The 24,156-nt window shown below is 72.8% G+C and carries 21 protein-coding genes; 5 read left to right on the top strand and 16 right to left on the bottom strand.

Annotated elements, in window-relative coordinates; all coding sequences use genetic code 11:
* Positions 1 to 79: 79 nt before the first annotated feature.
* Genes OG992_RS02045 through OG992_RS02000 form a run of 10 tightly spaced genes read right to left on the bottom strand, consistent with a single transcriptional unit; the run spans position 80 to position 10,238 of the window.
* On the bottom strand, positions 80 to 1,072 hold the full coding sequence (locus OG992_RS02045) for an LLM class flavin-dependent oxidoreductase (protein WP_266302135.1): 993 nt from the start codon (positions 1,070 to 1,072) through the stop codon (positions 80 to 82).
* Positions 1,069 to 1,395, bottom strand: coding sequence for a TIGR04076 family protein (locus tag OG992_RS02040; protein ID WP_238686957.1), 327 nt, complete (start codon positions 1,393 to 1,395; stop codon positions 1,069 to 1,071). The genes OG992_RS02045 and OG992_RS02040 overlap by 4 nt, the downstream gene beginning before the upstream one ends.
* Complete coding sequence (locus OG992_RS02035) at positions 1,392 to 1,763, bottom strand: nuclear transport factor 2 family protein (RefSeq protein ID WP_266302134.1); 372 nt, start codon at positions 1,761 to 1,763, stop codon at positions 1,392 to 1,394. Before OG992_RS02035 ends, OG992_RS02040 begins: the two co-directional genes overlap by 4 nt.
* Positions 1,764 to 1,801: 38 nt before the next feature.
* Positions 1,802 to 3,445 (bottom strand): DUF885 domain-containing protein, encoded by a 1,644-nt coding sequence (locus OG992_RS02030; RefSeq protein WP_266302133.1) that lies wholly within the window; start codon positions 3,443 to 3,445, stop codon positions 1,802 to 1,804.
* A complete protein-coding gene (locus OG992_RS02025) occupies positions 3,442 to 4,680 on the bottom strand; it encodes an amidohydrolase family protein (RefSeq protein ID WP_266302132.1) in 1,239 nt (412 codons plus the stop codon). The genes OG992_RS02030 and OG992_RS02025 overlap by 4 nt, the downstream gene beginning before the upstream one ends.
* A gap of 8 nt (positions 4,681 to 4,688) precedes the next feature.
* Positions 4,689 to 5,666 carry an ABC transporter ATP-binding protein gene (locus tag OG992_RS02020; protein WP_238686953.1) on the bottom strand — a complete coding sequence of 326 codons (978 nt, stop codon included), beginning with the start codon at positions 5,664 to 5,666 and terminating at the stop codon, positions 4,689 to 4,691.
* A complete protein-coding gene (locus tag OG992_RS02015; RefSeq protein ID WP_238686952.1) occupies positions 5,663 to 6,640 on the bottom strand; it encodes an ABC transporter ATP-binding protein in 978 nt (325 codons plus the stop codon). Before OG992_RS02015 ends, OG992_RS02020 begins: the two co-directional genes overlap by 4 nt.
* 1 nt (position 6,641) lies before the next feature.
* Positions 6,642 to 7,541, bottom strand: coding sequence for an ABC transporter permease (locus OG992_RS02010; protein WP_238686951.1), 900 nt, complete (start codon positions 7,539 to 7,541; stop codon positions 6,642 to 6,644).
* Positions 7,538 to 8,623, bottom strand: coding sequence for an ABC transporter permease (locus OG992_RS02005; protein WP_266302131.1), 1,086 nt, complete (start codon positions 8,621 to 8,623; stop codon positions 7,538 to 7,540). Before OG992_RS02005 ends, OG992_RS02010 begins: the two co-directional genes overlap by 4 nt.
* Positions 8,624 to 8,633: 10 nt before the next feature.
* A complete protein-coding gene (locus OG992_RS02000; RefSeq protein ID WP_266302130.1) occupies positions 8,634 to 10,238 on the bottom strand; it encodes an ABC transporter substrate-binding protein in 1,605 nt (534 codons plus the stop codon).
* Positions 10,239 to 10,528: 290 nt separating this feature from the next.
* Between OG992_RS02000 and OG992_RS01995 the strand changes: the two genes are divergently transcribed.
* The 5 genes from OG992_RS01995 to OG992_RS01975 all read left to right on the top strand — a co-directional run bounded on the left by OG992_RS01995 (position 10,529) and on the right by OG992_RS01975 (position 16,683).
* A complete protein-coding gene (locus tag OG992_RS01995) occupies positions 10,529 to 11,065 on the top strand; it encodes a helix-turn-helix domain-containing protein (protein WP_124772961.1) in 537 nt (178 codons plus the stop codon).
* A 140-nt stretch (positions 11,066 to 11,205) separates the two neighbouring features.
* The gene (locus OG992_RS01990; RefSeq protein ID WP_266302129.1) at positions 11,206 to 13,089 is read left to right on the top strand and encodes a Xaa-Pro dipeptidyl-peptidase; all 1,884 of its coding nucleotides are present in this window, start codon (positions 11,206 to 11,208) and stop codon (positions 13,087 to 13,089) included.
* 1,080 nt (positions 13,090 to 14,169) lie between these two features.
* Complete coding sequence (locus OG992_RS01985; RefSeq protein ID WP_266302128.1) at positions 14,170 to 14,832, top strand: C39 family peptidase; 663 nt, start codon at positions 14,170 to 14,172, stop codon at positions 14,830 to 14,832.
* Positions 14,833 to 15,076: 244 nt separating this feature from the next.
* Positions 15,077 to 15,991 carry a DUF1996 domain-containing protein gene (locus tag OG992_RS01980; protein ID WP_266302127.1) on the top strand — a complete coding sequence of 305 codons (915 nt, stop codon included), beginning with the start codon at positions 15,077 to 15,079 and terminating at the stop codon, positions 15,989 to 15,991.
* Between the two features lie 71 nt (positions 15,992 to 16,062).
* A complete protein-coding gene (locus OG992_RS01975; RefSeq protein WP_266302126.1) occupies positions 16,063 to 16,683 on the top strand; it encodes a DUF305 domain-containing protein in 621 nt (206 codons plus the stop codon).
* A gap of 55 nt (positions 16,684 to 16,738) precedes the next feature.
* On the opposite strand, the gene OG992_RS01970 is transcribed toward OG992_RS01975, so the two are convergent.
* Genes OG992_RS01970 through OG992_RS01945 form a run of 6 tightly spaced genes read right to left on the bottom strand, consistent with a single transcriptional unit; the run spans position 16,739 to position 24,152 of the window.
* Positions 16,739 to 17,560, bottom strand: a complete 822-nt coding sequence (locus OG992_RS01970) for a CoA ester lyase (RefSeq protein ID WP_266302125.1) — start codon at positions 17,558 to 17,560, stop codon at positions 16,739 to 16,741.
* Positions 17,560 to 18,747 carry a CaiB/BaiF CoA-transferase family protein gene (locus tag OG992_RS01965; RefSeq protein WP_266302124.1) on the bottom strand — a complete coding sequence of 396 codons (1,188 nt, stop codon included), beginning with the start codon at positions 18,745 to 18,747 and terminating at the stop codon, positions 17,560 to 17,562. The genes OG992_RS01970 and OG992_RS01965 overlap by 1 nt, the downstream gene beginning before the upstream one ends.
* Complete coding sequence (locus OG992_RS01960; RefSeq protein WP_266302123.1) at positions 18,744 to 20,693, bottom strand: SUMF1/EgtB/PvdO family nonheme iron enzyme; 1,950 nt, start codon at positions 20,691 to 20,693, stop codon at positions 18,744 to 18,746. The genes OG992_RS01965 and OG992_RS01960 overlap by 4 nt, the downstream gene beginning before the upstream one ends.
* Complete coding sequence (locus OG992_RS01955) at positions 20,690 to 21,628, bottom strand: ribokinase (RefSeq protein ID WP_266302122.1); 939 nt, start codon at positions 21,626 to 21,628, stop codon at positions 20,690 to 20,692. Before OG992_RS01955 ends, OG992_RS01960 begins: the two co-directional genes overlap by 4 nt.
* Positions 21,625 to 22,986, bottom strand: a complete 1,362-nt coding sequence (locus OG992_RS01950; RefSeq protein ID WP_266302121.1) for an ADP-ribosylglycohydrolase family protein — start codon at positions 22,984 to 22,986, stop codon at positions 21,625 to 21,627. Before OG992_RS01950 ends, OG992_RS01955 begins: the two co-directional genes overlap by 4 nt.
* On the bottom strand, positions 22,983 to 24,152 hold the full coding sequence (locus OG992_RS01945) for an ADP-ribosylglycohydrolase family protein (protein ID WP_266302120.1): 1,170 nt from the start codon (positions 24,150 to 24,152) through the stop codon (positions 22,983 to 22,985). Before OG992_RS01945 ends, OG992_RS01950 begins: the two co-directional genes overlap by 4 nt.
* Positions 24,153 to 24,156: the final 4 nt, after the last annotated feature.

The following is a 24,156-nucleotide window of genomic DNA, read 5'->3' as shown; positions in this document are numbered from 1 at the left end:
CGAAGCCGCCTCTTCGGACGACTCCGGCAAGATCATATGCAGGTGAACGATCTTCGGGGAGCCTTCGACGAGGAGGTTTTCACGCCCGTAACAGTGGGAGCACCCGCCTGCCGAGCAGGTCGATGCCGCCGTGCGGCGTCAACCCGTGCGGGGTGCCGAACTCCACCCGGCTCGCCCCGGCGTCGAACACCGCCGCGGCCTGTCCGGCGACGTGCTCGGGCGTGCCGGAGAAGGCGAACAGATCGAGCAGGTCGTCGCCGATCAGCGCGCCGGCGAGGTCGTCCTCCCGCCGGCCGACGTGCTGCTTGATCCGGCCCAGCAGCTCCGGGTCCACCTCGATCGTCGGGTCGAGGGCGGCGACCACCGCGAGGTACATGGCCACCTCACGGCGGGCCACCCGGCGCGCCAGCGCGCCGTCCTCGTCGACGACGGTGACCGCGCCGAGCACGACACCGGTGCCGTCCGGGTCGGCGACCGCCGCGTCGTCCAGCCAGGCGCGCATCATCCGGGCCATCGCCGGGTTGGCCGACCCGCCGACCTTGACCTCGCCGGCGAAGCCCGCCGCTGCCCGTGCGGTCTGCCGCCCCCAGGTGCCGACGAGGACCGGCACGTCGGCACGGGCCGGTGTGTACCGCAGCGAGGTGCCCGGCGCGAGTGTGAACTCCCCGCCCTGGAAACCACTGTCGTCACCGGCGAGCAGCAGCCGTACGACGGCGACCGTCTCGACGATGCGCCGGATCGGACGGACCTGCGGCACACCGATCTCGTTGAGCCAGGTGCCCCGCGCCAGGCCCAGGTAGGCCCGGCCCCGTGAGGCCAGGTCCAGCGCGGCCACCTGACCGGCGACCTCCACCGGGTGCATGGTGAAGGGGTTGAGGCACGCCGCGCCCAGGCGGATCCGCCGGGTGTGCCGGGCCGCCACCAGCAGCGGGAAGATCGGGGGTTGGTACATCAGGTCACCGAAGACCGACAGCACGTCGAAGCCGTGCCGCTCGGTCAGTTCGGCCAGCTCCGCGTACTCGTCGGCGGACTTGTCGGACTGTAGGCCGATGCCGACCAGCCCAGCGCTCACGTCAACTCCTCGGTGGGGATGCGCTGAAGGCCGGTTCGTTCGATGCGCATGATGAGCCGCTCGTCCGGGTCCGGGCAGGCGACGTGGCTGTCCCGGGCCATCCAGTCGCCCTCGGCCAGCGCCCGCTGCTTCGCCGGCAGCAACGGCAGGCACGCCGCCAGGGCGTAGAGGCAGAAGTGCCCCCCGGCGGGGATGGTGAGTCGGTTGGAGCCGGTCAGGTCGATGTGGTCGCCCGGTTTCAGGCCGCACACCGAGCGGCCCTCGATCCGCTCGACCACGATCCGCAGGTCGTACAGGTCGGTGGTGGGTTCCTCGGCGCTCATCGCACGGCCTCCGCGTGGTGGTGCACGATGCGCCAGGAGCCGTCCTCGCGGCGCAGGACGTCGGTCACCCGGAAGCACTCGTCCGGCCGGTTGTCGGCGAAGCGGGCCCGCAGCACGTAGCGGACCAGACCGGTGTCGCCCCAGGCGTCGGCACCCAGGTGTTCCGGCGCCACCGAGATCGGCGCCGGCCCCGTCGCCCGGGTCGCCCGCCGGTCCCGCAGGTCGTCGAGCGCCGGCAGGCCGGACAGCAGTCCGTCGGCGTCGGACTCCCAGAACGTCAGGTCGGGGTGCAGGTGCGCGTCGAAGGCCTGCCGGTCGCCGAGGGACCGGTACAGGTCGGTGATGGTGGTGCGGAGCTCATCGCTCATCGGCTGTCACTTCCGATCGGGTACGGCGGTGCGGGGGGTCAGGGCAGGTCGGCCAGGCGGGCGCGGAGCGGATCCAGTCCCATGGGTCCGAGCGCCAACGCGGTGTGGTGGAAGCGTTTCCGGTCGAAGGCCGCACCCTCGCGGCGCTCGGCGTCGCGGCGGGCCTGCTGCCACAGTCGCGCGCCGACCTTGAAGGCCAGGGCCTGCGCCGGCCAGCCGAGATACCTGTCGACCTCGAAGCGCGCGGTCTCGGCGTCCAGGCCGGCGACGCGGGTGAGGACGTCCACCGCGAGCGCGGGCGTCCAGCGGCGTTCCTCGGTGAAACCGTTGCCGGCCGGGATCGGCAGCCCGAGGTGCAGGCCCAGGTCGATGACCACGCGAGCGGCCCGCCACATCTGTCCGTCGAGCATGCCGAGCCGCTCGGCCGGGCCGGCGTACAGGCCGATCTCGTCGGCGAGGCGCTCGGCGTAGTGCGCCCACCCCTCGGCGTACCCGTGCACCTGGCAGAGGGTGCGCTGCCACGGGTGCAGGGCGGCGGTGGTGAGGGTGACGGCGTGCTGCAGGTGGTGGCCGGGCAACCCTTCGTGGCAGAGCGTGCCGACGTGCCGCCACACCGGCACCGTCGACTCGCCAGTGGGCACCGACCACCAGATCGCGCCGGGACGCGTCAACGCCGGGTCGGGAGGCGTGTAGTACATGACCCCGGACGTGGCGGGGCTGATCCGGCACACCACCCGGCGCGTGGCGGACGGAATGTCGAAGTGGGTGCCGTCGAGGGCATCAGTCAGCTGCTCGGTGCGCTGGCGCAGCCACTCCTCCAGGGCGGGCCCGGCCGCCACCCGACCGGCCGGGTCGGCGTCCAGGGCCGCCCGCGCGGCGGCCACCCGCGAGTGGCCCAACTCGCCCGCGACGGTCCGCAGCTCGGCGGCGGTGCGGGCCAACTCCGCCCAGCCGTACGCGTACACCTCGTCCAGGTCGACCGTCGCGCCGAGGAAGCTGCGGGCGGTGACCCGGTAGAGGTCGCCGCCCACACCGTCCACAGCGGATGCGGCGGGTGCCAGCTCCGCGCGGAGGAACGCGGCGAAACCGGCGGTGGCGGCGGTCGCCAGCCGCGCACCCAATTGCAGCTGCGCGGCGAGTGGGCCGCCGGAGTAGCCGTCCACCAGCCGCCCGTAGAAGTCCGCGCGGGTCCAGGCCATGCACTGGTTGGCGACCACGAGCACCTGCCGGCGGGCGACCAACTGTCCGCGCTGCGCCGACCGACGCAGCGTTTCGGCGTACCGGGCGAGGGCCTCGGGCACCTGGCGCAGGTGGACGGCGACCACCGCCCAGTCGTCCTCGGTGTGCCGGGGCAGGGTGTCGAAGAGCTGCCGGAGCAGGTGCACCGGGGTGGCCAGCGGGGCGAGCAGTCGGGTGGTGAAGCCCGCGTCGTACAGGTCGACCTCACTGGCCAGCCGGTCCAGCAGGGCATCGGCCAGGGATCGCTCACCGGGGCCGTGGGTGGTCGCCGCGGCGGCGGCCGTCGCGGTGCGTCGGGCCAGCTCGGCGCGGGCGTCGAACCCCTCCGGCGAGAGATCCGGGACGTGCGACGCGGGCGTACGCCCCACCGCCTCGGCCGCCTGTGGGTCCAGCTCGGCGAGCGCGTCGAGGTACCCGTCGGCGACCTGGGTGATGCTACTCATCGCGGTACGCCGAGCCGGCCGTGGTCGTCGCGGTACGCCACCCCGCCCTTCAGCACCGCGTGCAGGGTGCGCAACGCGGAGACCGAGCGGGTCGGGTCGTCGCGCAGCACCAGCAGGTCGGCGTGCTTGCCGGCCTCGACGGTGCCGAGGGTGTCGGCACGACCCAGCCACTGCGCGGGGCGGGTGGTGGCGGCCTTGAGCGCGTCCGCGACGGGCATCCCCGCGTCCACCATGAACTCCAGTTCGCGAACGGTCGCTGTGGTCTCGTCGTAGCCGGCGTGCGGGGGCATGTCGCTGCCCAGGGCGATCGGCACGCCGTTGCGGATGGCGTGCTGGAGGCTCTCCCAGTGCCGGGGACCGGCCGCGAGGGCCCGGTCCATCAGCCAGCCGGGCACCCCGGAGTCGCGGAAGAACTGCTCGCAGCGGCTCACCACGATCGTCGGCACGTACCAGACACCCCGGTCGGCCATCAGTCGGGTGACGTCGTCGGTCAGCTCGTACCCGTGCTCGACGCAGTCGAGGCCCAGCTCGACGGCGCGGCGGACCGAGTCGGCCGGGCCGGCGTGCGCGGTGACCTTGCGCCCCCAGTCGTGCGCCACGCGGATGACAGCTGCCATCTCGTCGTCGAGCAGCTGCGGGGTGTCGATCGCCTCGTGCTGGCCGGCGATCCCGCCGGAGATGCAGACCTTGATCAGGTCGGCGCCGGCGCGGAGCTGTTCGCGGGTGGCCCGCCGGAACCCGTCAGCGCCGTCGGCCTCCAGGGCGTCGGCGTCCCAGCCGTGCCCGCCGGTGCAGCAGAGCGCGTGCCCGGCGGTGAAGATGCGCGGGCCGTCGACAGCACCGGCCTCGATCCCCCTGCGTAGGGCGAAGTCGGCGTATCGGCTCTCCCCGACGAGGCGGGCGGTGGTGACACCGGAGTGCAGGGTGCGCCGGGCCGAGTCGGCCATCAGCAGCACCAGCTCGGCCAGGTTCGCGCCGTGCACCGTGTCGGCGAGGTGGCCGGGCAGCCCCAGCGAGAGGTGGACGTGCATGTTGGTCAGACCCGGCATGACGTGCTCGCCGCCCAGGTCGACCACGCGGGCCGCGCCGGCCTCGGCGAGGACGTCGTCGACCTGACCGACGGCACGGATCATCCCCTCGGCGTCGATCCAGATGCCGCGATCCGGTTGGAGGGCGTCCTGGACACCGTCGTAGAGGGCGAGATTGACCAGGACCTGTTCGGTGGGCTTGCGCATGGGCGTCCTCAGAGTGAGCGCGCGGCGGTCGGGGCCGTCGCGGAGTCGGTGAGCCAGCAGGCGACGCTGCGGCCGCCCAGGTCGACTGTGGGTGGCTGCTCCCCGCAGGGCGCGAACGCGTGCGGGCAGCGTGGCCGGAAACGGCACCCGGTGGGCGCGTTGGCCGGGTCGGGCACCTCCCCGGCGAGGATGGCGGGCAGGCGCGGGGTGGTCCCGATCTGCGGCACCGCGTCGATCAACGCCCGGGTGTACGGGTGTCGGGGCTCGCGCCACAGCTCGCGGGTGGGTGCGGCCTCGACGATCCGGCCCAGGTACATCACGGCGGTCACGTCGGCGATCTCGTGCACCAGCGCCAGGTCGTGGGAGATGAAGAGCATGCCCATGTCGAGGTCGCGGACCAGCCCGACGAGCAGGTTGACCACCTGGGCCTGGGACGAGGCGTCCAGCGCGGTGACCGGCTCGTCCGCGATGATCATCCGGGGTTCCGGGGCGAGCGCGCGAGCGATCGCCAGACGCTGCCGCTGACCGCCGGAGAACTGGTGCGGATACCGCTGGGCGGCACTGGTCGGCATGGCCACCCGTTCGAGCAGCTCGTGCACCCGGGCTCGGCGGGCCGACCCGGTGACCGCGGCCGGCACGCCGTCGAGGAGTTGGGAGCCGATGGTGCGCCGGGGGTTCAGCGAGGCGTACGGGTTCTGGAAGACCATCTGGAGGCCGACCTCGGCGCCGGAGCGGGGCCGCCAGCCCAGCGGGGTGACCGGTCGGCCGGCGTACTCGACGGTGCCGGCGCTCGGTGCGCTCAACCCGACCGCGACGCGGGCCAGTGTGGACTTGCCGCAGCCGGACTCGCCGACCAGCCCGACGATCTGGCCGGGCGACACCTCCAGGCTGACCCCGGCGACGGCCCGCACCCGGCCACGCCCTCGGGAGCGGTACTCGACCTCCACGTCGGTGAAGGACAGTCGCGCGGGCGCTGTGGTGTTCACGCGGCCACCTCCAGGTGCGGACGGACCACGCAGGCCACCGATCGGTCGGCTCCGGCGGGGGTGAGCGGGGGCGGGGCCTCGCCGCAGGACGGTTCGGCGTACTCGCAGCGGGGTTGGAACGGGCAGCCCGGCGGCGCCTCTCCGGGTGCCGGCGGGGCGCCCGGGATGGGCCGCAACGTCCCGCCGGTCTGGGTGCCGTGCGGTCGGGCGCCGAGCAACGCGGCCGTGTACGGGTGGGTGGGGGCGGTGAGCAGGCTGCCCGTCGGGCCGGTCTCGACGACCCGTCCGGCGTAGAAGATGTAGCCACGGGTGGTGAGGGCGCTGAGCACCCCGAGGTCGTGGGTGATGAACGCGACGGCCAGCCCGGTCTCGGCGCGCAGCCGTTCCAGCAGGGCGAGGATGCCGGCCTGCACCGTGACGTCGAGGGCGGTAGTCGGTTCGTCGGCGATCAGCAGTCGGGGCCGGGCGGCCAGCGCGATGGCGATGGCCACCCGCTGCCGCATTCCGCCGGAGAACTGGTGCGGGTACGCGCGCAGCGCCCGCTCCGGGTCCGGGATGCGAACCTGATCGAGCAGCTCCACCGCGCGGCGGCCGGCAGCTCGACGGTCCATCCGCAGGTGCACCCGCATGTGCTCGGTGAGCTGCCGCCCGACAGTGAGCATCGGGTGCAGGGCCGCGCTCGGATCCTGGAAGACCATGGCGATGCCGGCGCCACGGACCCGCTGCCAGCCCCGGGCGTCCAGGTTCAGCAGTTCGGTGCCGGCGTACCGGGCCGAGCCGGTGACCGCAGCCCCCGGGGGCAGCAGCCCGAGCAGGGTCTGCGCGGTGAGGCTCTTGCCGCAGCCGCTCTCCCCCGCGATGCCGACCAGTTCCCCCTCGTCGACTGTCAACGACACGTCGTGCAGGATCGGCAGCGGGCCACGCGGTGAGGGCAGAGTGACGGCCAGGGAGTCGACGTCGAGCAGCGGTGCCACCTCAGCGTCCCTTCGTGTAGCGGGGGTCGAGCCGGTCGCGCAGCGCGTCGCCGAGCACGTTGAAGGCCATCACCACGGTGAGGATGGCGAGGCCGGGGAACACGCTGACCCACCACATCGACAGGTCCTGCGCGCCGAGGGCCACCATCGAGCCCCACTCGGCGGCCGGCGGGCGCGGGCCCAGGCCGAGGAACGACAGGGCCGCGAGCAGCAGCACCGCGTTGCCCAGCTCCAGGGTGGCCAGCACGATCGCCGGGCCGATGCTGTTGGGCAGCACGTCGCGGCGCAACGCCCGGATCGGCCCGACGCCGAGCAGGCGGGCGGCGTTGAGATAGTCGTCGCCGCGCATGCTCAGCACGGCGCTGCGGATCACCCGGGCGTAGACCGGCCAGGAGACGATGACCAGGGCCAGCACGGCGTTGCGGGTGTTCGGGCCGAATGCCGCCGTCACCGCCATGGCCAGGATGATCTGCGGGAACGCGAACACCAGGTCGGTCAGGCGCATCAGCGCCTCGTCGACGAACCGGCCGACGTATCCGGCGACCAGCCCGAGCAGCCCGCCGACAAGCAGGGCAAGGGAAACGATCGCCAGGGCCAGCGGGATGGACAGGCGGGCGCCGTGGACGACCCGACTGAGAATGTCGCGGCCGAGCGAGTCGGTGCCGAACCAGTGCGCCCCGGAGGGCGACGCGTACGTGTCGGCGCTCTGCGCCAGCGGGTCGTACGGTGCGACGACGTCGGCGAGCAACGCCAGCAGCAACCACCCACCGAGGATGGTCAACGCCACCACTGTGACCGGCTGACGCCAGACCGGTCGGCTGGTCGAGCCGCCACGCAGTCGGCCGAGCCAGCGGCGTCGGCCCAGGGCCTGCTCCGCCTTCGGGTCTGCACGTGTCGTCATGACAACCGGATCCTCGGATCGATGAGCCCGTACAGCAGGTCGACGGTCAGGTTGACCAGCGTGTAGACCAGTGCCACGAAGAGGCTGACGCCGAGGATCGCGGGCAGGTCCAGCGCCGTGGCGCTGCGGTACGCGTACTGGCCGACGCCGGGCCAGCCGAAGATGCTCTCGACCAGCACCGTCCCGGAGAGCAGCGAGGCGAACGCCAGGCCGGAGACGGTGACCACCGGGACGAGGCCGGCGCGCAGCAGGTGCCGGCGCAGCACCACCCGGGTCGGCAGACCCTTGGCGTACGCGGCCCGGATGTAGTCCTGCTGGAGCACCTCGAGCATCGCCGAGCGGACGAAGCGGACCAGCATCGCCACCGTCAGCGAGGTCAGCACGAGCACCGGTAGGGACAGGTGCTGGGCGGCGTCCCAGGCGACGTCCCACTGCCCGGCGAGCGCCCCGTCGACGGTGTACATGCCGGTGACGGTGGGCGGCGGGCTGAAGTCCGTGGAGAGTCGTCCGCCGCTGGGGGCCAGGCCGAGCTGGTAGAAGAAGACGTAGAGCACCACCAGGGACAGCCAGAACGGCGGGGTTGACAGCCCGAGCAGGGCGCCGACCCGGACCAGTTGGTCGGTGAACCGGCCGTTGCGGACCGCCGCGAGCATGCCGACCCCGGTGCCGATGAGCAGCGCCAGCACCATGCTCGGCAGAGCCAGTTCCAGGGTCGCCGGCACGTAGTGCAGCAGGTCGTCCAGGACGGCCCGCCCGGTCTGCTGGGATTGGCCGAGGTCGCCGTGCAGCAGGTTGCCCAGGTAGTGCAGGTACTGGGCCCAGAGCGGCTGGTCCAGGCCCCACTTCTCGCGGAAGGCGGCCACCGCGGCGGGGTCGTTGAGCGCCTGGTCGGAGAGGTTGGCGGTGACCGGGTCACCGGGCACCACGTTGACCAGACCGAACGTCACCACTGTGACGCCGAGCAGCAGGCCGGCGGTGACCGCCACCCGCTTGGCCAGGAAGGTCAGCAGCGGGTGGGCACCCCGGGGCCGGGACGCGGTCGTGGCGACCGCGCCCGGCTCACCGTCGTGGACTGTCGTCATGTCGTCGGGACTACTTGCGGCCGACCGCGGCGACGTCCACCTGCCAACCGGCGGCGGTGTAGTCCGCCCCGGTCAGGTCAGTGGTCGCCACGACGGTGGAGGAGTTGCTGGCCAACACGAGGTACGGCGAGGACGCGTTCATCAGCCGCTGCCACTCCTGCATGGCGGTGGCCCGGCCGGCCAGGTCGAGGGTCGCGGTGACCTTCTTGCCGGCGGCTACCACTGCCGGGTCGGCCCGCTCGACCGTCCAGCCGGAACGCAGCGCGGTCGCCTGGCCCGGTGCCATGTTGTTGATCAGTGAGTCGGCGACCGGGTAGTTCAGGCTCTGCGGGGTGAATCCGAGGGGTGACTTCCCGCCGCGCATCTCGTCGAGGAACGTGGTCAGCGGCTGCGGGTTGAGTTCCAGCTTGATGCCGGCCTCGGCGGCGTCGCCCTGCACCTTGGTGGCCACAGTGCCGAGGTCCACACCCTTGTAGGTGATGGCCGGGTAGGTGAACTTCACCGTCGGGTTGGTCAGGCCGGCCTCGGTGAGCAGCGCCTTGGCCTTTGCCACGTCCCGCTTGGACTCCTCGCCGGCTGGCAGCGCGCCCGGGAAGGCGGGCGCGACCAGCCCGGCGCCGGGGGCGGCGCCCTTGCCGTACAGGGCGGCGATGCCCTGGTAGTCGATCGCGGCGCGCAGGGCCTGGTTGAACTTCGGGTTCGAGGTGACCGCCGAGACGCCCGGGTCGGCGTTGAGGAAGAGGAAGTAGACGGTGTCCTGCACTCCGGAGGTCTGCAGGGTGCCCGGCAGTCCGTCGAGGAGCTTGCCGGAGATGTCCAGGGAGATCTCGGCGGCCTCGGCGCGCTGCATGGTCAGCTTCTGGGTCTGCACATCCATGTTGCGCAGCACCACCCGGGAGAACTGCGGCTTCGTGCCCCAGTACTTCGGGTTGGCCTCCAACACCACCTGCGACGAGGGGTCGTAGGACTTCAGCACGTACGGGCCGCTGCCGACGGAGTTGGTGTCCAGGTACTGCTGCGCGGTGTCGCCCTGGGCGGCGTCGGCACCGTCGCGGGCGCCGTGCTCCTTGGCGACCTTGGAATTGATCACCGCTGTGGACGGCATCGACAGCACCACCGGAATGTTCGGGTCGGGGGTGGCCGAGGCGACCACGACTGTGCTGTCGTCGGTCTTGGTCACGGTCAGGCCGCTGACGGTGACCGCGGGGCTGCCCTTGATGTTCTTCAACCGGTTGAGCGAGAAGACGACGTCGTCGGCGGTGAGCGGGCTGCCGTCGGCGAACGTCACGCCCTGCCGCAGCTTGAAGGTGAACGTCGTGGCGTCCGGCGACGCCTGGTACGACTCGGCCAGCGCGGGGACCGGCTTACTCACGTCCGAACCCTTGAAGGTGAGCAGGGTGTCGTAGAGGGCGTGCACGGCGGTCAGACCGGTTGCCTCGTAGACCCGGCCGGGGTCGAGGGTCTTGAGCACGAACGAGGTGTTCACGGTGAGGGTCTTCGCCGTACCGTTCGCGTTTCCACCACTGCCGCCGGCGCTGCAGGCGCTGACGGAGAGGACGGCCAGCGTCGCCAGAGCGGACGCTCCGGCGAGGAGCCGGCGGGGAGACACCGACATGCTGTTCCTACCTTCGTATCGCGCGGCCCGCCGTGCGGGATCCGCGGGGCGTCGACGTCCGGCGGGCGACACCACGCATCGGCCGGGCCGATGGGATGACGGCGTCGCGGGCTTCTCGGGGGCGTCGTCTCGGGGTTGGATGTAGACCGGGCGGCAGGCGTCCGGTTCGCGCCTCGATGCGGCTTGTTCACTTGAGCTGAACATCGCCGCCTGATGTTTAGTGATCCTAAACATGGCCGTATAGTTTGGTCAATCAAGATTCAGCCACACTGTATTTGGAACGAGGACACATGCTCGGTGACCGACTCCGCGATCTGCGTCAGCAGCACTCCCTCACGCTGCGTCAGCTCGCCACAGCCGCCGACGTGTCCCCCGCCCTGCTCAGTCAGATCGAGAACGGCGCGACCGACCCCAGCCTCTCCACCCTGCGGAAGCTCGCCCAGGTCTTCGACACCTCGATCGCGGAGCTGTTCTCCGAGCCCGAGGCGCCACCCGTGCACGTCAGCCGCGTCGGCGCCCGGACCAGACTGGCCGCGCCACCCGGCCAGATCACCTACGAACGACTCACCCCCGGCCGCGGCGACCTGGAGGTGCTCCAGGCCCACCTCGCACCCGGCGACGCCAGCTCGGCCGAACCGTGGGCGCACCCGTCGACCGAATGCGCGATCGTCATCACCGGCGAGGTCGTCGCCGAGATCGGCGGTGAGTCGTACACCCTCACCGCCGGCGAGTCGGTCACCTTCGACTCGCGCCTGGCGCATCTCTACCGCAACGCCAGCGACCAGCGCGCCCACCTGATCATCGCGGTGACGCCACCGACCCCCTGACCGACCCCCGCTGACCGACCACGGTGGACAGGCGAGGGGATCGACGGGACGCCCCGGCGGACCTAGCATGACCACGAATGGATCTTCGAGATTGGCCCCTGCCGACCCCCGGCGACCAGCCCAACCGAAGGGAGACGCGCATGCGTCGACCCCGTCATCTGGCACTCCTGAGCGTCGGCGTGTCCGGCGCTCTGGCCCTCAGCGCAGCCCCACCCGCAGCTGCCGCCCCGCCCACGCCCACCACGCCCACCGGCATCGTGGTCAGTGACGGCATGACCCAACCGGTGTTCTCGCTCGCCGACGCGATCGAGGAGCGGGTGTTCGTCCAGACCACCGTGGACACCGACCACGACGGTCGGCCCGACCGGGTGGCGATCGACATCTCCCGCCCCCGGGAGACCGCCACCCAGGGCTTCAAGGTGCCTGTCATCTTCGAGCACAGCCCGTACCGCAAGGGCACCTGGGGCGACGTGCCGTACCCGAGCGTGCTGGTCGACGACCTGCCGCAGAACGGCCTGACCGACCGCGACGGGCGTCGCGCCCTCGACGCCGACGCACAACGCGCCCAGGCCAAGGCCAACCTGCCCGGCTCGCTGGACGACTACTACGTGCCCCGCGGGTACGCGGTGGTGCTCGGCCAGAGCGTCGGCACCGGCGACTCGGACGGCTGCCCGACCAGCGGGGACCAGGCCGAGACGCTCGGCACCAAGGCGGTCATCGACTGGCTCAACGGCCGGGCCAAGGGGTACGACGCGAACGGCGCCGCGGTCACCGCCGGCTGGACCACCGGCGCCGTCGGCATGACCGGTGTCTCCTACAACGGGACGCTGCCCAACCAGGTGGCCACCACAGGCGTCAAGGGGCTCAAGACCATCGTGCCGGTCTCCGCGATCAGCAGCTGGTACGACTACTACCGGGCCAACGGTCTGGTAGTCGCGCCCGGGACGTTCCAGGGCGAGGACCTCGACATCCTGGCCCAGTACACCGCCGGGCAGGCCCGCGCCGAGGGGCAGTGCGCCGACGAACTCGCGGAGATCACCGCGAAGCAGGACCGGGTCACCGGCGACTACTCGACGTTCTGGCGCGACCGCGACTACCTCGACGCCCGCGACGTCAAGGCCAGCGTCTTCGTCGTACACGGCCTCAACGACTGGAACGTGAAGACCGAACACTTCGCCGGCTGGTGGGACCAGCTCGCCAAGCGCGACGTGCCCCGCAAGATCTGGCTGCACCAGGGCGGCCACGGCGGTCCCGGCAGTAGCGCCTCGGTGACCCTGCCCAGCGGCCAGACGTGGACCTACAAGCAGACCGAGAACCGCTGGTTCGACTTCTGGCTGTGGAACGTGCGCAACGGCATCATGGACGAGCCGACGGCGGTGCTCCAGCGCGAGGACCGCGCCTACACCACGTACGCCAACTGGCCCGACCCGGCGGCGCGGGAGGTCGGCCTGCGCTTCGCGGCCACCGACGGCACCGCACCCGGCGCGCTCACCACCGGCAAGCCGCCGAAGGCCAAGGTCGAGCAGAGCTTCGTCGACGAGGGCCGGACCATCCACCCGGACACCCTGGTGTCCAACCCGGACACCGCGAGCGCCAACCGACTCGCCTACCGCTCCCCCGAGCTGACGCAGAGCGTGCGCATCTCCGGGCGTCCGGAGATGCGACTGCGGATGGCGATCGACAACAAGCCGGACGCGAACCTCACCGCGTACCTGGTCGACTACGGCCCGGCCGGGTCGACCGCCGCCCCGACCGTGGTGACGCGAGGGTGGATGGACCCGCAGAACCGCAAGAGCGCCGCGCGCACCGAGCCGGTCAAGCAGGGCAAGCTGTACGACTACCGGTGGACCATGGAGCCGAAGGACTACATCTTCCCGGCGGGACACCGGATCGGCGTGGTCGTCTTCTCCAGCGACCAGGAGTACACCCTGCTGCCGTTGGGCGGCACCGAGCTGCGGGTCGCACCGAACGACAGCGAACTGCGACTGCCGGTTGTCGGCGGGCGGAGCGTCCTCGGGTTCTGATCCCGTCCCTGTGCTCCCGGGTGGGGCAGTCCGACATGTTCGGGCTGCCCCACCCGCACGTCGGGACCACCCCGCCGGCCGTAGCCCCGCGCGTGCTACCGCGCAGGTGCCGCCCCGCAGGTGCCGCCGCCAGGTGTCGCCGCGCAGGTGCCGCCCCGCAGGTGCCGCCCCGCAGGTGCCGGTGAGCCGCCACCCGTCCGCCGTGCCGGGTTCGCGGCACACTGACGCCGCGTCGGACCGGCCGGCGCCTGCCCAGGTCCGCATGATCGTGCTCGATCCTGGTTGTAGTGGCCTCGTGGGATGGGGAAGGGCCTGCTTCCTGGATCGAGCACGATCTTGCGTCGGGTTCGCAGGGCCCGCTGACCCGGACCGGGCCAAACGACGCGCTAACCCGAACCGGGCCGCCGGGCTACACGACGCCCTAGGCCGGTCGTGGGCGCGCCGAATGGCCCAGACCGGCTTGATCGACTCGACTTTCATGATGTCGGGGTGTCCCCGGCACCCGGACACCGCGACTGTCGGAACCCGAGTGGATCAGGTCGCCGTGGCCGCCGTGTCGGGTTTGGCGGGCCGACAGGGTGGGTGTTTTGTCGGGTTTGACGTCGCGTGTCGGGTGGTTGAGGCCACCCCGACGGCGGAATCGGTGGCCGGGCCGGGTCGTTATACCTGACAGACCACCGCAACAGTCCGGGTCACGGTTGCGCCGGCCCCGCCGGCACAGCCGCCAGGCCCTCCCGCCAGGCCCTCCCGCCGGGAGACAGCCGCCGGGAACATCCGCCGGGAACATCCGCCAGGCCGCCCCGGTTACACCCCCCGCACCGCCGAGCACCACAACGGCGGCCGGGCGCGGCAGCCGCCGGGAACACCCGCCAGGCCGCCCCGGTTACACCCCCCGTCCGGCCGAGCACCGCAACCGGCCGACACCCTGCGGGAATGACCCGCCACCGCGAACCGTTACACCCCGTCCCGACGCCGACCCCCCTGTTGCGGGTCGCCGGGCACAAGCTTTCCCGCACGGTCGCGCCACCCCCCTGTTGAGTGCCGTGCGGGCACACCCCCGATGCAGAGGAGCACGCCATCATGCGTACCGATCTGATCCGTAAGACCGCCCTGACCGCCGCCGGCCTCGCCTTCACCGGAGGCGCCATCGCCGGCCCCGTCACCACCGCCTTCGCCGCACCCACCACCAGCAAGCCGGCCACGCAGACCCAGACCGACCGCAAGGGTCACGGTGAGCGGGAGTTGGGTGTGCGCTACGAGGCGCAGCCGAACTTCTACTACTGCGGGCCCGCCGCGACCCGCAACGCCCTGAGTGTGCAAGGCAAGAACATCAACGTCGACGACATGGCCAAGGAGATGGGCACCACCGAGGCCGGCACCAACTCCATCAACGACATCACCCCCGTCCTGAACAAGGAAACCGGCAAGGCTGACGCCTACCGGTCGGTGGAGATCAGCACCCCGGATGCTGACGCCACGCAGACCGACAAGCTGCGCGCCGACATCGTCAAGACCGTCGACGACGGCCGGGCCGTGGTCGCGAACATCGCCGGCACCAGCACCGACACCGACGGTGTCACCCACTCCTACGAGGGCGGGCACTACATCAGCGTCGTCGGCTACCACGACAACGGCGACACGGTGAAGATCGCCGACTCCGCCGACCCGAACACCGCCTCCTACTGGATCAGCGTCGAGCACCTCGCCGACTGGATCGCCACCCGCGGCTACGCCACCAGCTGACCCCCCACCACCACGAACGACGAAGGGCCGGACCCCCACCACGGGGCCCGGCCCTTCGTCGTCTTTCCACCATCTGCGGCACGTATTGACAATTGTCGACTTCAGCGTGAGGCTGGGGGGCAGTGAGAGCGCTCTCTCGCACCGGCCCAACCGGCCACCACCAAGTCTGGCCAGGCACAACTCCGATGCCTTCGGCGGCGGCGCCGGAGCTGTCCCTGACCCGTCCCCCGACAGGAGTCACGAGATGGACAGGGCCGCACCCCTCTCCGGCATCCCCCGCCGCCTGCGCGTCGCCACGGCTATCGGCGCCCTGCTGGTGCTACTCGGCACGTTCCTGGTGTCCACCACCAACCGGGCCGACGCCGCCCCCGGCCAAGCCGGCGCCGACTTCGGCGCCAACGCCATCCGGGTCGCCGAGTTCCCCGCCGACTGCACCTACAGCCACCGACTGCCGGACGACCCGATCGTCTTCCCCGGGCTGCCCGGTGCGTCGCACATGCACAGCTTCTTCGGCAGCACCGTGACGAACGCCAGGACCACCCTCCCGGACCTGGTCAACTCGCCCACCACCTGCAACCCGCGGGTGGACGTCTCGTCGTACTGGGTGCCGACCCTGTATCGGGACAACGTCGCGGTGGAACCGGCGATCGCCACGTTCTACTACCTGGGCGAGGGCGTACGCGCCGACGTCGTCGCGAACACCCAGCCGTTCCCGCTGGGGCTGCGGCTCGTCGCCGGCAACGCGAAGGCCACCGGGCCGAACGACAGCATCGCCCGCTGGTCCTGCCTGCACGCCGGGCACGTGCCGCCGTCGAAGGACTTCGTCAACTGCCCGTCGGGCACCATGCTGGAGTCGTACCTGGACTTCCCGCAGTGCTGGAACGGCCGTGACCTCGACTCGCCCGACCACAAGAGCCACCTGGCGTACCCGGTGAACCAGGCCTGCCCGAGCACCCACCCGGTGCACGTGCCGAAGTTGCGCCAGGTGCTTCGGTACCCGGTGACCGGCGACCCGTCGCGGTTCCGGCTGGCCTCCGGGCCGGGCTACACGATGCACGGCGACTTCTTCAACGCCTGGCCGGTGGCGGAGCTTGCCCGCCGGGTCCAGGACTGCATCCGTCCCGTGATCAAGTGCGGTCACGACGGCCGACCGATCTGAGCGACAGCTCCACACCACGGCGGCGGGTCCGGTCACCCGGGCCCGCCGCACTGGTTGGGAAGGGAGATCGGATGCGCCAGCCCACGGCGTCCACGGTGCTCATCGCCGTATTGCTCGTCGCCGGCTGCGGCGGCGGGCCACGGGACGCGACCAGCACCGCCACACCGCCCGTGACCGCGCCGCCGGCGACGACCGCGCCGACACCGACGGGTACGGCGTTCAACCCCACCGACATCGCCTGGCTGCAACTGACGGTGGCGATGACCGAACGCCTGCTGCCCGTCCTCGATCTGGTGCCGGCGCGGACCACCGACCCGGCCTGGCGGCAGACGGCCACCCAGGTGGCGACCACCCGGCGCGCCGACCTGGACCGCGCCCGCCGGTTACTGGCCGACGCCGCGGCCCCGACGACGAATCCGCACGAGGGGCACGACATGCCGGGCATGGCCACCGCGCAGGAGATGACCGCGCTGCGGGCGGCCAGCGGGCAGCCGTTTCACCGTCTGCTCGCCGGGCACCTGCGGGCGCATCTCGCACAGTCGGTCCGGATCGCCACCGCTGAGCAGCAGAGCGGAGTCCAGCCGGCGACCGTGGCGCTGGCGGCGGCAGTGGTCCGGTCCGGCACCGCCGACCTCGAACGGCTCGATCATCTCGACCCCAGACAGCAGCGCGCGCTCAGCCGCGAGCGCTGACGGGCTCCGCCGCGAGCAGGACAGCCTCGACCGGACGGAACAGCGCCGGCGAGGCTCAGGCGGCGTAGCGGGCGGCGAGGTCCACGACACGGCGGGCAGCGGCCACCATCGCCCGGTCGGCGAACCGGCCGTCGGGCAAGACCACGGTCCCCGAATCCCGCTGGTGCGCGTCCGCCACGGCGGCCAGCAGCTCCGCGGCGCGGGCCACCTCCCGATCGGCCGGCCGGAACGCGTCGACGATCACCGGGAGCTGGCGCGGGTGGATCGCCGCACGGCCGAGGAAGCCGAGCCGTCGGCCCGCCGCGCAGGAGGCGGCCAGACCGGCGAGGTCGACGACGTCGGCGTACACCGACATGGCCGGCGGGGCCAGACCGGCCGCGCGGGCCGCGACCACCACCCGGCCGCGCGCCCAGAGCAGACCGTCGTCGTCGCTTACCCCCAGATCCGAGCGCAGGTCGGCCTCACCGAGCCCGATCGAGGCCACCGCCGGGTGGGCAGCGGCGATCGGGTACGCGGCCTCCAACCCGGCCGCCGACTCGATCAGCGGGTGCACTGGCACGTCGACCCGCTCGGCGAGGGCCGCCAGTGTCGCGGCCGACTCGACCTTCGGCAGCCGCAGCCCGGCCAACCCGGGCCGGCCGGCCACCGCCGCCAGGTCGGCATCGAGGTCCGGGCCGGTCAGCTCGTTGACCCGGACCTGCACGGGCACCTGGTGCGCCTCGGTGAGAAACTCGGCGACCGCGTCCCGGGCGTACGCCTTGCGCCCGGCGACAACGGCGTCCTCCAGGTCGAGGATGACCGCGTCGGCACCCGAGGCGACCGCCTTGGCGAACCGGTCCGGGCGGTCGCCGGGCACGTAGAGCCAGCTCAACAGCATCAGAGCACCCCCCGCTCGCGCAGCGCGGCCAGCTCCTCGGCGCTCAGGCCGAGCGCGGCGAAGACCGCGTCGGTGTCCTGGCCGTGCCGCCGACCGGCGTGCCGGATCTCGCCGGGCGTCTCGGCGAGGCGGAACGGCACGTTCTGCATGCGTACCTCGCCCAACTCCTCGTCCGGCACTGTGCGCACGGTGCCCAGCGCGGCGTACTGCGGGTCGGCGAGGATGTCGCGCACGTCGTAGACGGGAGCGACGGCGGCCTGGGCCTCCTCGAACGCGGCCACCACCTCGTCGCGGTCCCGTTGCGCCACCCAGGCGCTCACCGCCGCGTCCAACTCGTCGGCGTGGGCGGCCCGGCCGCTGCCGGTGGCGAACCACGGCTCGTCGATCAGCTCGCCGCGGCCGACCAGCCGCAGCACCCGTTCGGCGATGCTCTGCGCGCTGGTGGAGACCGCCACCCAGCGCCCGTCGGCACAGCGGTAGGTGTTGCGCGGGGCGTTGTTGTTGGACCGGTTGCCCAGCCGGGGCTGGACGTAGCCGAGCTGGTCGTACCAGGTGATCTGCGGCCCGAGCATCGCCATGATCGGTTCGATGATGGCGAGGTCGACCACCTGCCCGGCGCCGGTGACGTCGCGGGCCCGCAGGGCGAGCATCACCGCGTACGCGGCGGCGAGCGCGCTCACCGAGTCGGCCAGCCCGAACGGGGGCAGCGTGGGCGGCCCCTCCGGTTCCCCGGTGGCCGCCGCGAAACCGCTCATCGCCTCGGCGAGGGTGCCGAAGCCGGGCCGGCGGGCGTACGGGCCGACCTGCCCGAACCCACTGATCCGGGTGATCACCAGCCGGGGGTTGACGGCGTGCAGCTCGGCCGGGCCGAGCCCCCACCGCTCCAGGGTTCCGGGGCGGAAGTTCTCCACCAGCACGTCGGCGTCGGCGAGCAGCCGGCGCAGCAGCTCCGCGCCGTCCGGGTCGGAGAGGTTGAGGGTGACGGTGCGCTTGTTGCGGCCGAGCACCTTCCACCACAGCCCGACACCGTCGCGGGCCGGGCCGTGCCCCCGCGACGGGTCCGGCTTGGCCGGATGCTCCACCTTGATCACGTCGGCGCCGAAGTCACCGAGGAACGCCGCCGCGAGCGGCCCGGCGAAGAGGGTGGCCAGGTCGACGACAGTGACGCCGTGCAGTGGCGCGGTCACCGGGTCACCTCCGGCAGGTCGGCCGCACAGCGGAAGCCGACCTGTTCGGAGCGGGCGAGACCGGCGCCGGTGAGCAGCAGCTTCACCGACACGTCCGCCGGTTGCGGGCCTCCGTCGAGGTACCAGTCGGAGCCCTCCGCCCGGTACTGGGCGCCACCCTTGAGGATGGCGAAGCGGGTACGGCCGTCGGAGTGTTCGCTCTCGGTCAGGTTCCACACCAGCGGTTCCCGCCGTACGAGCAGTCCCGCCTCGGCAGCGACCTGCCACTCGTCCTCGGTGGGCAGGCGCAGCCCGGCCCACGTCGCGTACGCCCGCGCGTCGGCCAACTCGACCCCGGTCACCGGGGCGTCGGCCGGGCCGGAGCCGGCGGTGAACCGCTCCGGGCGCACCGGAACGTAGCCGGTGGCGCGCAGGAACTCGGCGTACTCGCCGTGGGTGACCTCGTGCACGGCGATGGCGAACCGGCCGAGCCGCACACTGCGCCGCAGCGTGCCGCTGTGGTGCAGCCGAGGCGGCAGCGGCTTCCACTCGTCGACGTAGGGCGCCTCGCCGTACAGCCCGGTCTCCCGTACCCGGTGCCGGACGACCAGCTCGTGCCGGCCGCCCTCGACGGCGACCAGGCCCGGCGGCACCTGCGCTAGCGGCGTCCACGGCGTACGGACGCGCACCGCGGCTCGGGCCGGGAAGGACGGGTCGCCGGTCGGCGGCTCGTGCCGGTGCGCGGAGGCGAGTCCGCGCGCCACGGCCGCGATCGCGCCGGCCGGGAGTGGGCCACCCACCGCCAGTCGACCGTCGGCGGTCTCGGTGACTGTCAACTCGGCACCGGTGACCAGGTCGACGAAGTGTCGGCCGGCGCTCGGGTCGGTGACCAGCCACGGGCCGTCGTGGTCCGCGCCCCGGTTCACCACCGTCCACAGCGGCTCGTCGTCGTGCGTCCAGCGGGACGCGTACACCTGGCCGTCGCCGGGATGGTCGGCGAGCGGCACCCAGTCCTCGGCGCGCAACCACGCCGCGTGGCTGGCCTGCACCCGGCGCATCGCCCGCAGCACCGCGCGGTCCCGCTCGTTCCAGCCGACCCAGACGCCGAAGACGCTTTCCCAGACCAGCACGCCGACGCCGTTGAGCCAGGCGGAGTGCAGCTCGTCGAGGTGGTCGCGGTGCCAGCGCCGGGTGTGGTGCAGCACGTGCCGTCGCTCGAACCACTTCGCCCGCAGCACGCCGGGCACCTCGGAGTCGGCGAACCACTGCGCCCAGGACATCGCGTGGTCGGCGATGCGGGCCAGCGGCACCCGACTCTCGCCCTCCAGGACCATGCCGGGGCGCACCGTGTCCAGCGCGGCGCGCAGCTCCCCGGCACCCTCCTTGAGGGTGTCCAGGAAGACCCCGTCGACGCCGAGCTTGCCGGCCAGCGTGGCGACCTCCTCGGCGTCGCTGCCCGGCTCGCGCCGGGTGCCGGTGTCCCACGGGTTGTAGTCGACGAAGACCTTCACCCCACGTTGCTGGAAGGCGCGCACCACCTCGGGCAGCTCCGGTACGTCCCGGTACCAGTCGAACTGGTTGCGGTCGTCGAGGCCGATCACCGGGTACGCGTGCCAGAGCACCACCCCGTCGAAGCCGCCGAAGTCCCGCCCGGCCGCGTCGAGGAACTCGTCGACGGTGAAGACGCCGCGTTCGTGGTCGTAGAGCGTCTCGTCCCAGAGCCAGGCCAGGCAGATGCTGAAGCAGTCACCGGCGATTTCGTCGTAGTGCTCGCCGCCGTAGCCGATCCGGTGCCGGGCGTCGACGCGCCACCGGGCGATCTGCTCCCGCCAGGCCGGCCAGTCGGCCCTGTCGGTCGGGGCGGCGAAGATCTTCGCCTCGTCCAGGGTGCTCAGGTCGGCGTGCCCGCCCAACGGCACCTCGGTCGGCCGGTCGATCGGGCGCGGGACGTACGGGTTGAAGCTCACTGTGCACCTCGGTAGGTCGCGTCGTAGAGGGCGTCGATGGCCGGCCGGTCGGGCAGGGCGGTGGACGCTCCGGGCCGCTGGGCGCAGGCCGCGCCGGCGGCACAGGCCCAGCGCAGGCTGGCGGTGACGGTGTCCTCGCTGCTGGCGCCGCCGCGTTCGGCCCAGCCCACGGCGAGCGCGCCGGTGAACGCGTCACCGGCGGCGGTGGTGTCCACCGCGTCGATCTGGGGCGCCGGGACCGCGAGACGCAGGCCGTGTCGATCGGCGTACGCGGCCCCGCGCGCGCCGAGGGTGAGCACCACCCGGGGCACCAGCTTCAGCAGGGCGTCGAGCAGCACCGGTGGGTCGTCGGAGGCGACCTCGGCGACGACGGCCGCCTCGTGCTCGTTGACCACCAGCACGTCGACGAGATCGAGCAGTGCGCTGGGCAGCGCGGCGGCGGGTGCGGCGTTCAGCACCACTGTGGTGCCGTCGGCCCGGGCCCAGTGCGCCGCCTGGAGCACCGCGGTCAGCGGCACCTCCAGTTGCAGGAGCAACACGTCGGCAGCCGCGATCGTCGCCCGGTCGTCAGCGTCTAGCTCGGTCAGCGTGCCGTTGGCGCCGGGCGCGACCAGGATGAAGTTCTCCGCGTCCCGGTCGACGGCGATCAACGCGACACCGGAGGGGCCGGCGGCGGTCCGCAGGCCACTGACGTCCACTCCCGCGTCGACGAGACTGGCCCGCATCCGGGTACCGAACTCGTCGTCGCCGACCGCTCCCACGAAGTCGCAGGCCGCGCCGGCCCGGGCGGCGGCGACGGCCTGGTTGGCGCCCTTGCCGCCGGGTACGGTCCGGAAGTTCTCGCCGAGCACCGTCTCACCAGGGCGGGGCAGCCGCGACGCCGTGACCACCAGGTCCAGGTTGCTGCTGCCCACCACCGCCACCCGCGCGCTCATGCCACGCTCCCTTCCGTCGGCGGCTGCGCCAGGGCGAGGGTCCGCTCGGCCAGCTCGTCGAAGCCGATCCCGTCGAAGCCGCCAATGCTGCTGGCCAGCCGGTTGTGCAGCGGGGCGACCCAACGCGGCGGCAGCCCGGACGCGCCGGTGAGCGCTCCGGTCACCGCGCCGACTGTCGCGCCGGTCGAGTCGGTGTCCCAGCCGCCGCTGACCACAGCGGTGATCGACCGTTCCAGGTCCCCCCGCCCGTACGCCAGGGCGGCGGCCACCAGCGCGGCGTTGTTGCGGACGTGCACCCAGTGCAGGTGGCCGTGTCGTGCGTACAGCTCGTCGACCACGCGTTCCCAGTCGTCGGTGCCCGCGCCGAGGGCGCGTGCCTCCCGGACGGTGGCGGCGAACCGGCTAGCCGGCGGCAGCACCGCCTCGGCGGCGTCCAGCACCTCGTCCACTGTGTCGGCCACCGGCGCGGCGGCGGCCAGCGCCGCCGCCCAGAGCGCGCCGTGCACCCCACCTCGGACGTGGCTGACCGTCGCGTCCCGCACCGCCAGCTCGGCCGCGCGGTCCGGCCGGCCGGGGTTGACCCAGCCGTACACGTCGCTGCGGATCTGCGCGCCGATCCACTCCCGGAACGGGTTGTGCCGGCGGGCGCTCTGCGGCGGCGGGTACCCGAGCAGCAGGTTGCGATACGCCACCCGCTCGGCGGTGAAGACCCGCCCGCCGGGCAGCCAGTCCAGCCACGCCTGCGCCACGTCGGCGCTGGTGAAGCCCCGACCGTGCGTCTCCAGCACGCGCAGCGCCAGCAACGCGTAGTTCAGGTCGTCGTCCTCGGGCATCCCGTCGATGTTCTCGGCGAGGCTGGTCGGCGCGCTGCGCCGGTTCCACGGCCAGCGGGCGGCCACCTCGACCGGGAGTCCCTTCGCGGTGAACCAGTCGCGCAGTGGCCACCGGTCGGTCGCGGTGAGGATCTCCCGGATGCCCTCGCGGGGAATCTTCTCCACCGGCTTGCCGAGCAGGCAGCCGACCGCCCGGCCGAGCCACCCGCCGTGCAGCCTGTCGTACGCCGCCTCGGTCGGCAGCGACCAGCTGGTCGGCCATCCGGCGCGCAGCGTGGCCAGGTCGTCGGCCTCGTCGGCGGTGTCGACGGCGGGCACCGCGTCGGCGGCGTCCAGCAGCTCCGTGGCGAGGGCCCGCAGTTGCGGCGACGCCGGGGTCGCCGACGCCCCACTGACCGGTGGGGTCAGGTCCCCGCCGGCCGCCGTCCACCGCTGGGCGATCGCGGCGACGTCGCGCCCCTCGTCCCGGCTGGCCGCCAGCTCGTGCGGCAGGAGGTCCTCGGGCTGAACCCAGGTGATTCTCACCGGGTCTCGCCCCCAACCCCCCGGGTGGCACCGACGGCCAGCCCGGCGAACCGCTCCGCCCGGCGGGCGAACCGGGCCTGGTCGCGTTCGAAGACCTCGCCGGCCACCGCGGCCAGGACCCGGGCCGGCTCCACCAGGTCGGTCCTGGAGGCGGTGGCGACCACGTCGGACCACTCCGCCGGCACCGCGTCGGCGCCACCGAGAGCCCCGGCGATGGCGGCGGCCATGGTGGCTGTGGAGTCCGCGTCCCGGCCGTAGTTGACCGAGCCGAGCACCGCGGCCCGGAAGTCGCCGCCGGCCACCACGAGCATGCCGAGAGCCACCGGCAGCTCCTCGATGGCGTGCAGGCGACTGGGCCGCCGCGCGCCGAGGCCGGGGCTGCGGTACTCCTCCCCCACCGTGTCGTAGGGGGCGACCGCGGCCCGCAGCGCCGGGATGGCCTGCTTCCAGTCGTGGTGGCCTCGGGCCTCCTTGACCACCGCGTCGATGGCCGCGCGGGTGCCATCGCGGGCCAGGTCCAGCGCCGCCGCCACGACGTCCTCGACGCCCGCGCCGGGGGTCGCGGCCGCCGCGACCGAGGCCGCGAACACGGCGGCGGCCTCCCGCCCGTAGCTGTGCTGGTGCGCGCCGGCGATCTCCACCGCCTCGGCGTACGCCCCGGCCGGGTCGCCCGCGTTGACGATGCCGACCGGGGCCATGTACATGGCCGCGCCACAGTTGACGATGTTGCCGACCCCGGCCTCGCGCGGGTCCGCGTGGGCGTGGTGCAGTCGGGTGACCAGCCACCGTTCGGCGGCCGCGAGCCGGTGGAAGGTCACCCCGTCGCGCTCCAGGTCGGGGATGTACACCACCCGCTCGATCAGGTCGGGAACCAGCAGCTCCACCACGTCGTACGCGTCGAGGTGGTCCCGTTTGGCCGCGTACGCGCGGACCAGGGCGTGGGTCATCAACGTGTCGTCGGTGATGTGCCCGTCGCCCTTGTGGTACGGCGCGAGGGGTCGTGCGGTGGCCCAGTCGGCGTGGTACGGGGGCACGATGCCCTCGACCCAGCCGCCGAAGCGGGTGCGGATCTGCTCGGGCAGCGCCGTCTCGGTGGCGCCACCCAGGGCGTCTCCGACCGCGGCGCCGACCAGGCAACCGACCGATGTGTCGAGCAAGAGTGACATGTCG

Origin of the sequence: Micromonospora sp. NBC_00362, assembly GCF_026342155.1 — a bacterium.
GTDB lineage: Bacteria > Actinomycetota > Actinomycetes > Mycobacteriales > Micromonosporaceae > Micromonospora > Micromonospora hortensis.
The sequence above is the reverse complement of the archived record's forward strand: the minus strand, read 5'-3'. Positions and strand labels throughout refer to the sequence as shown.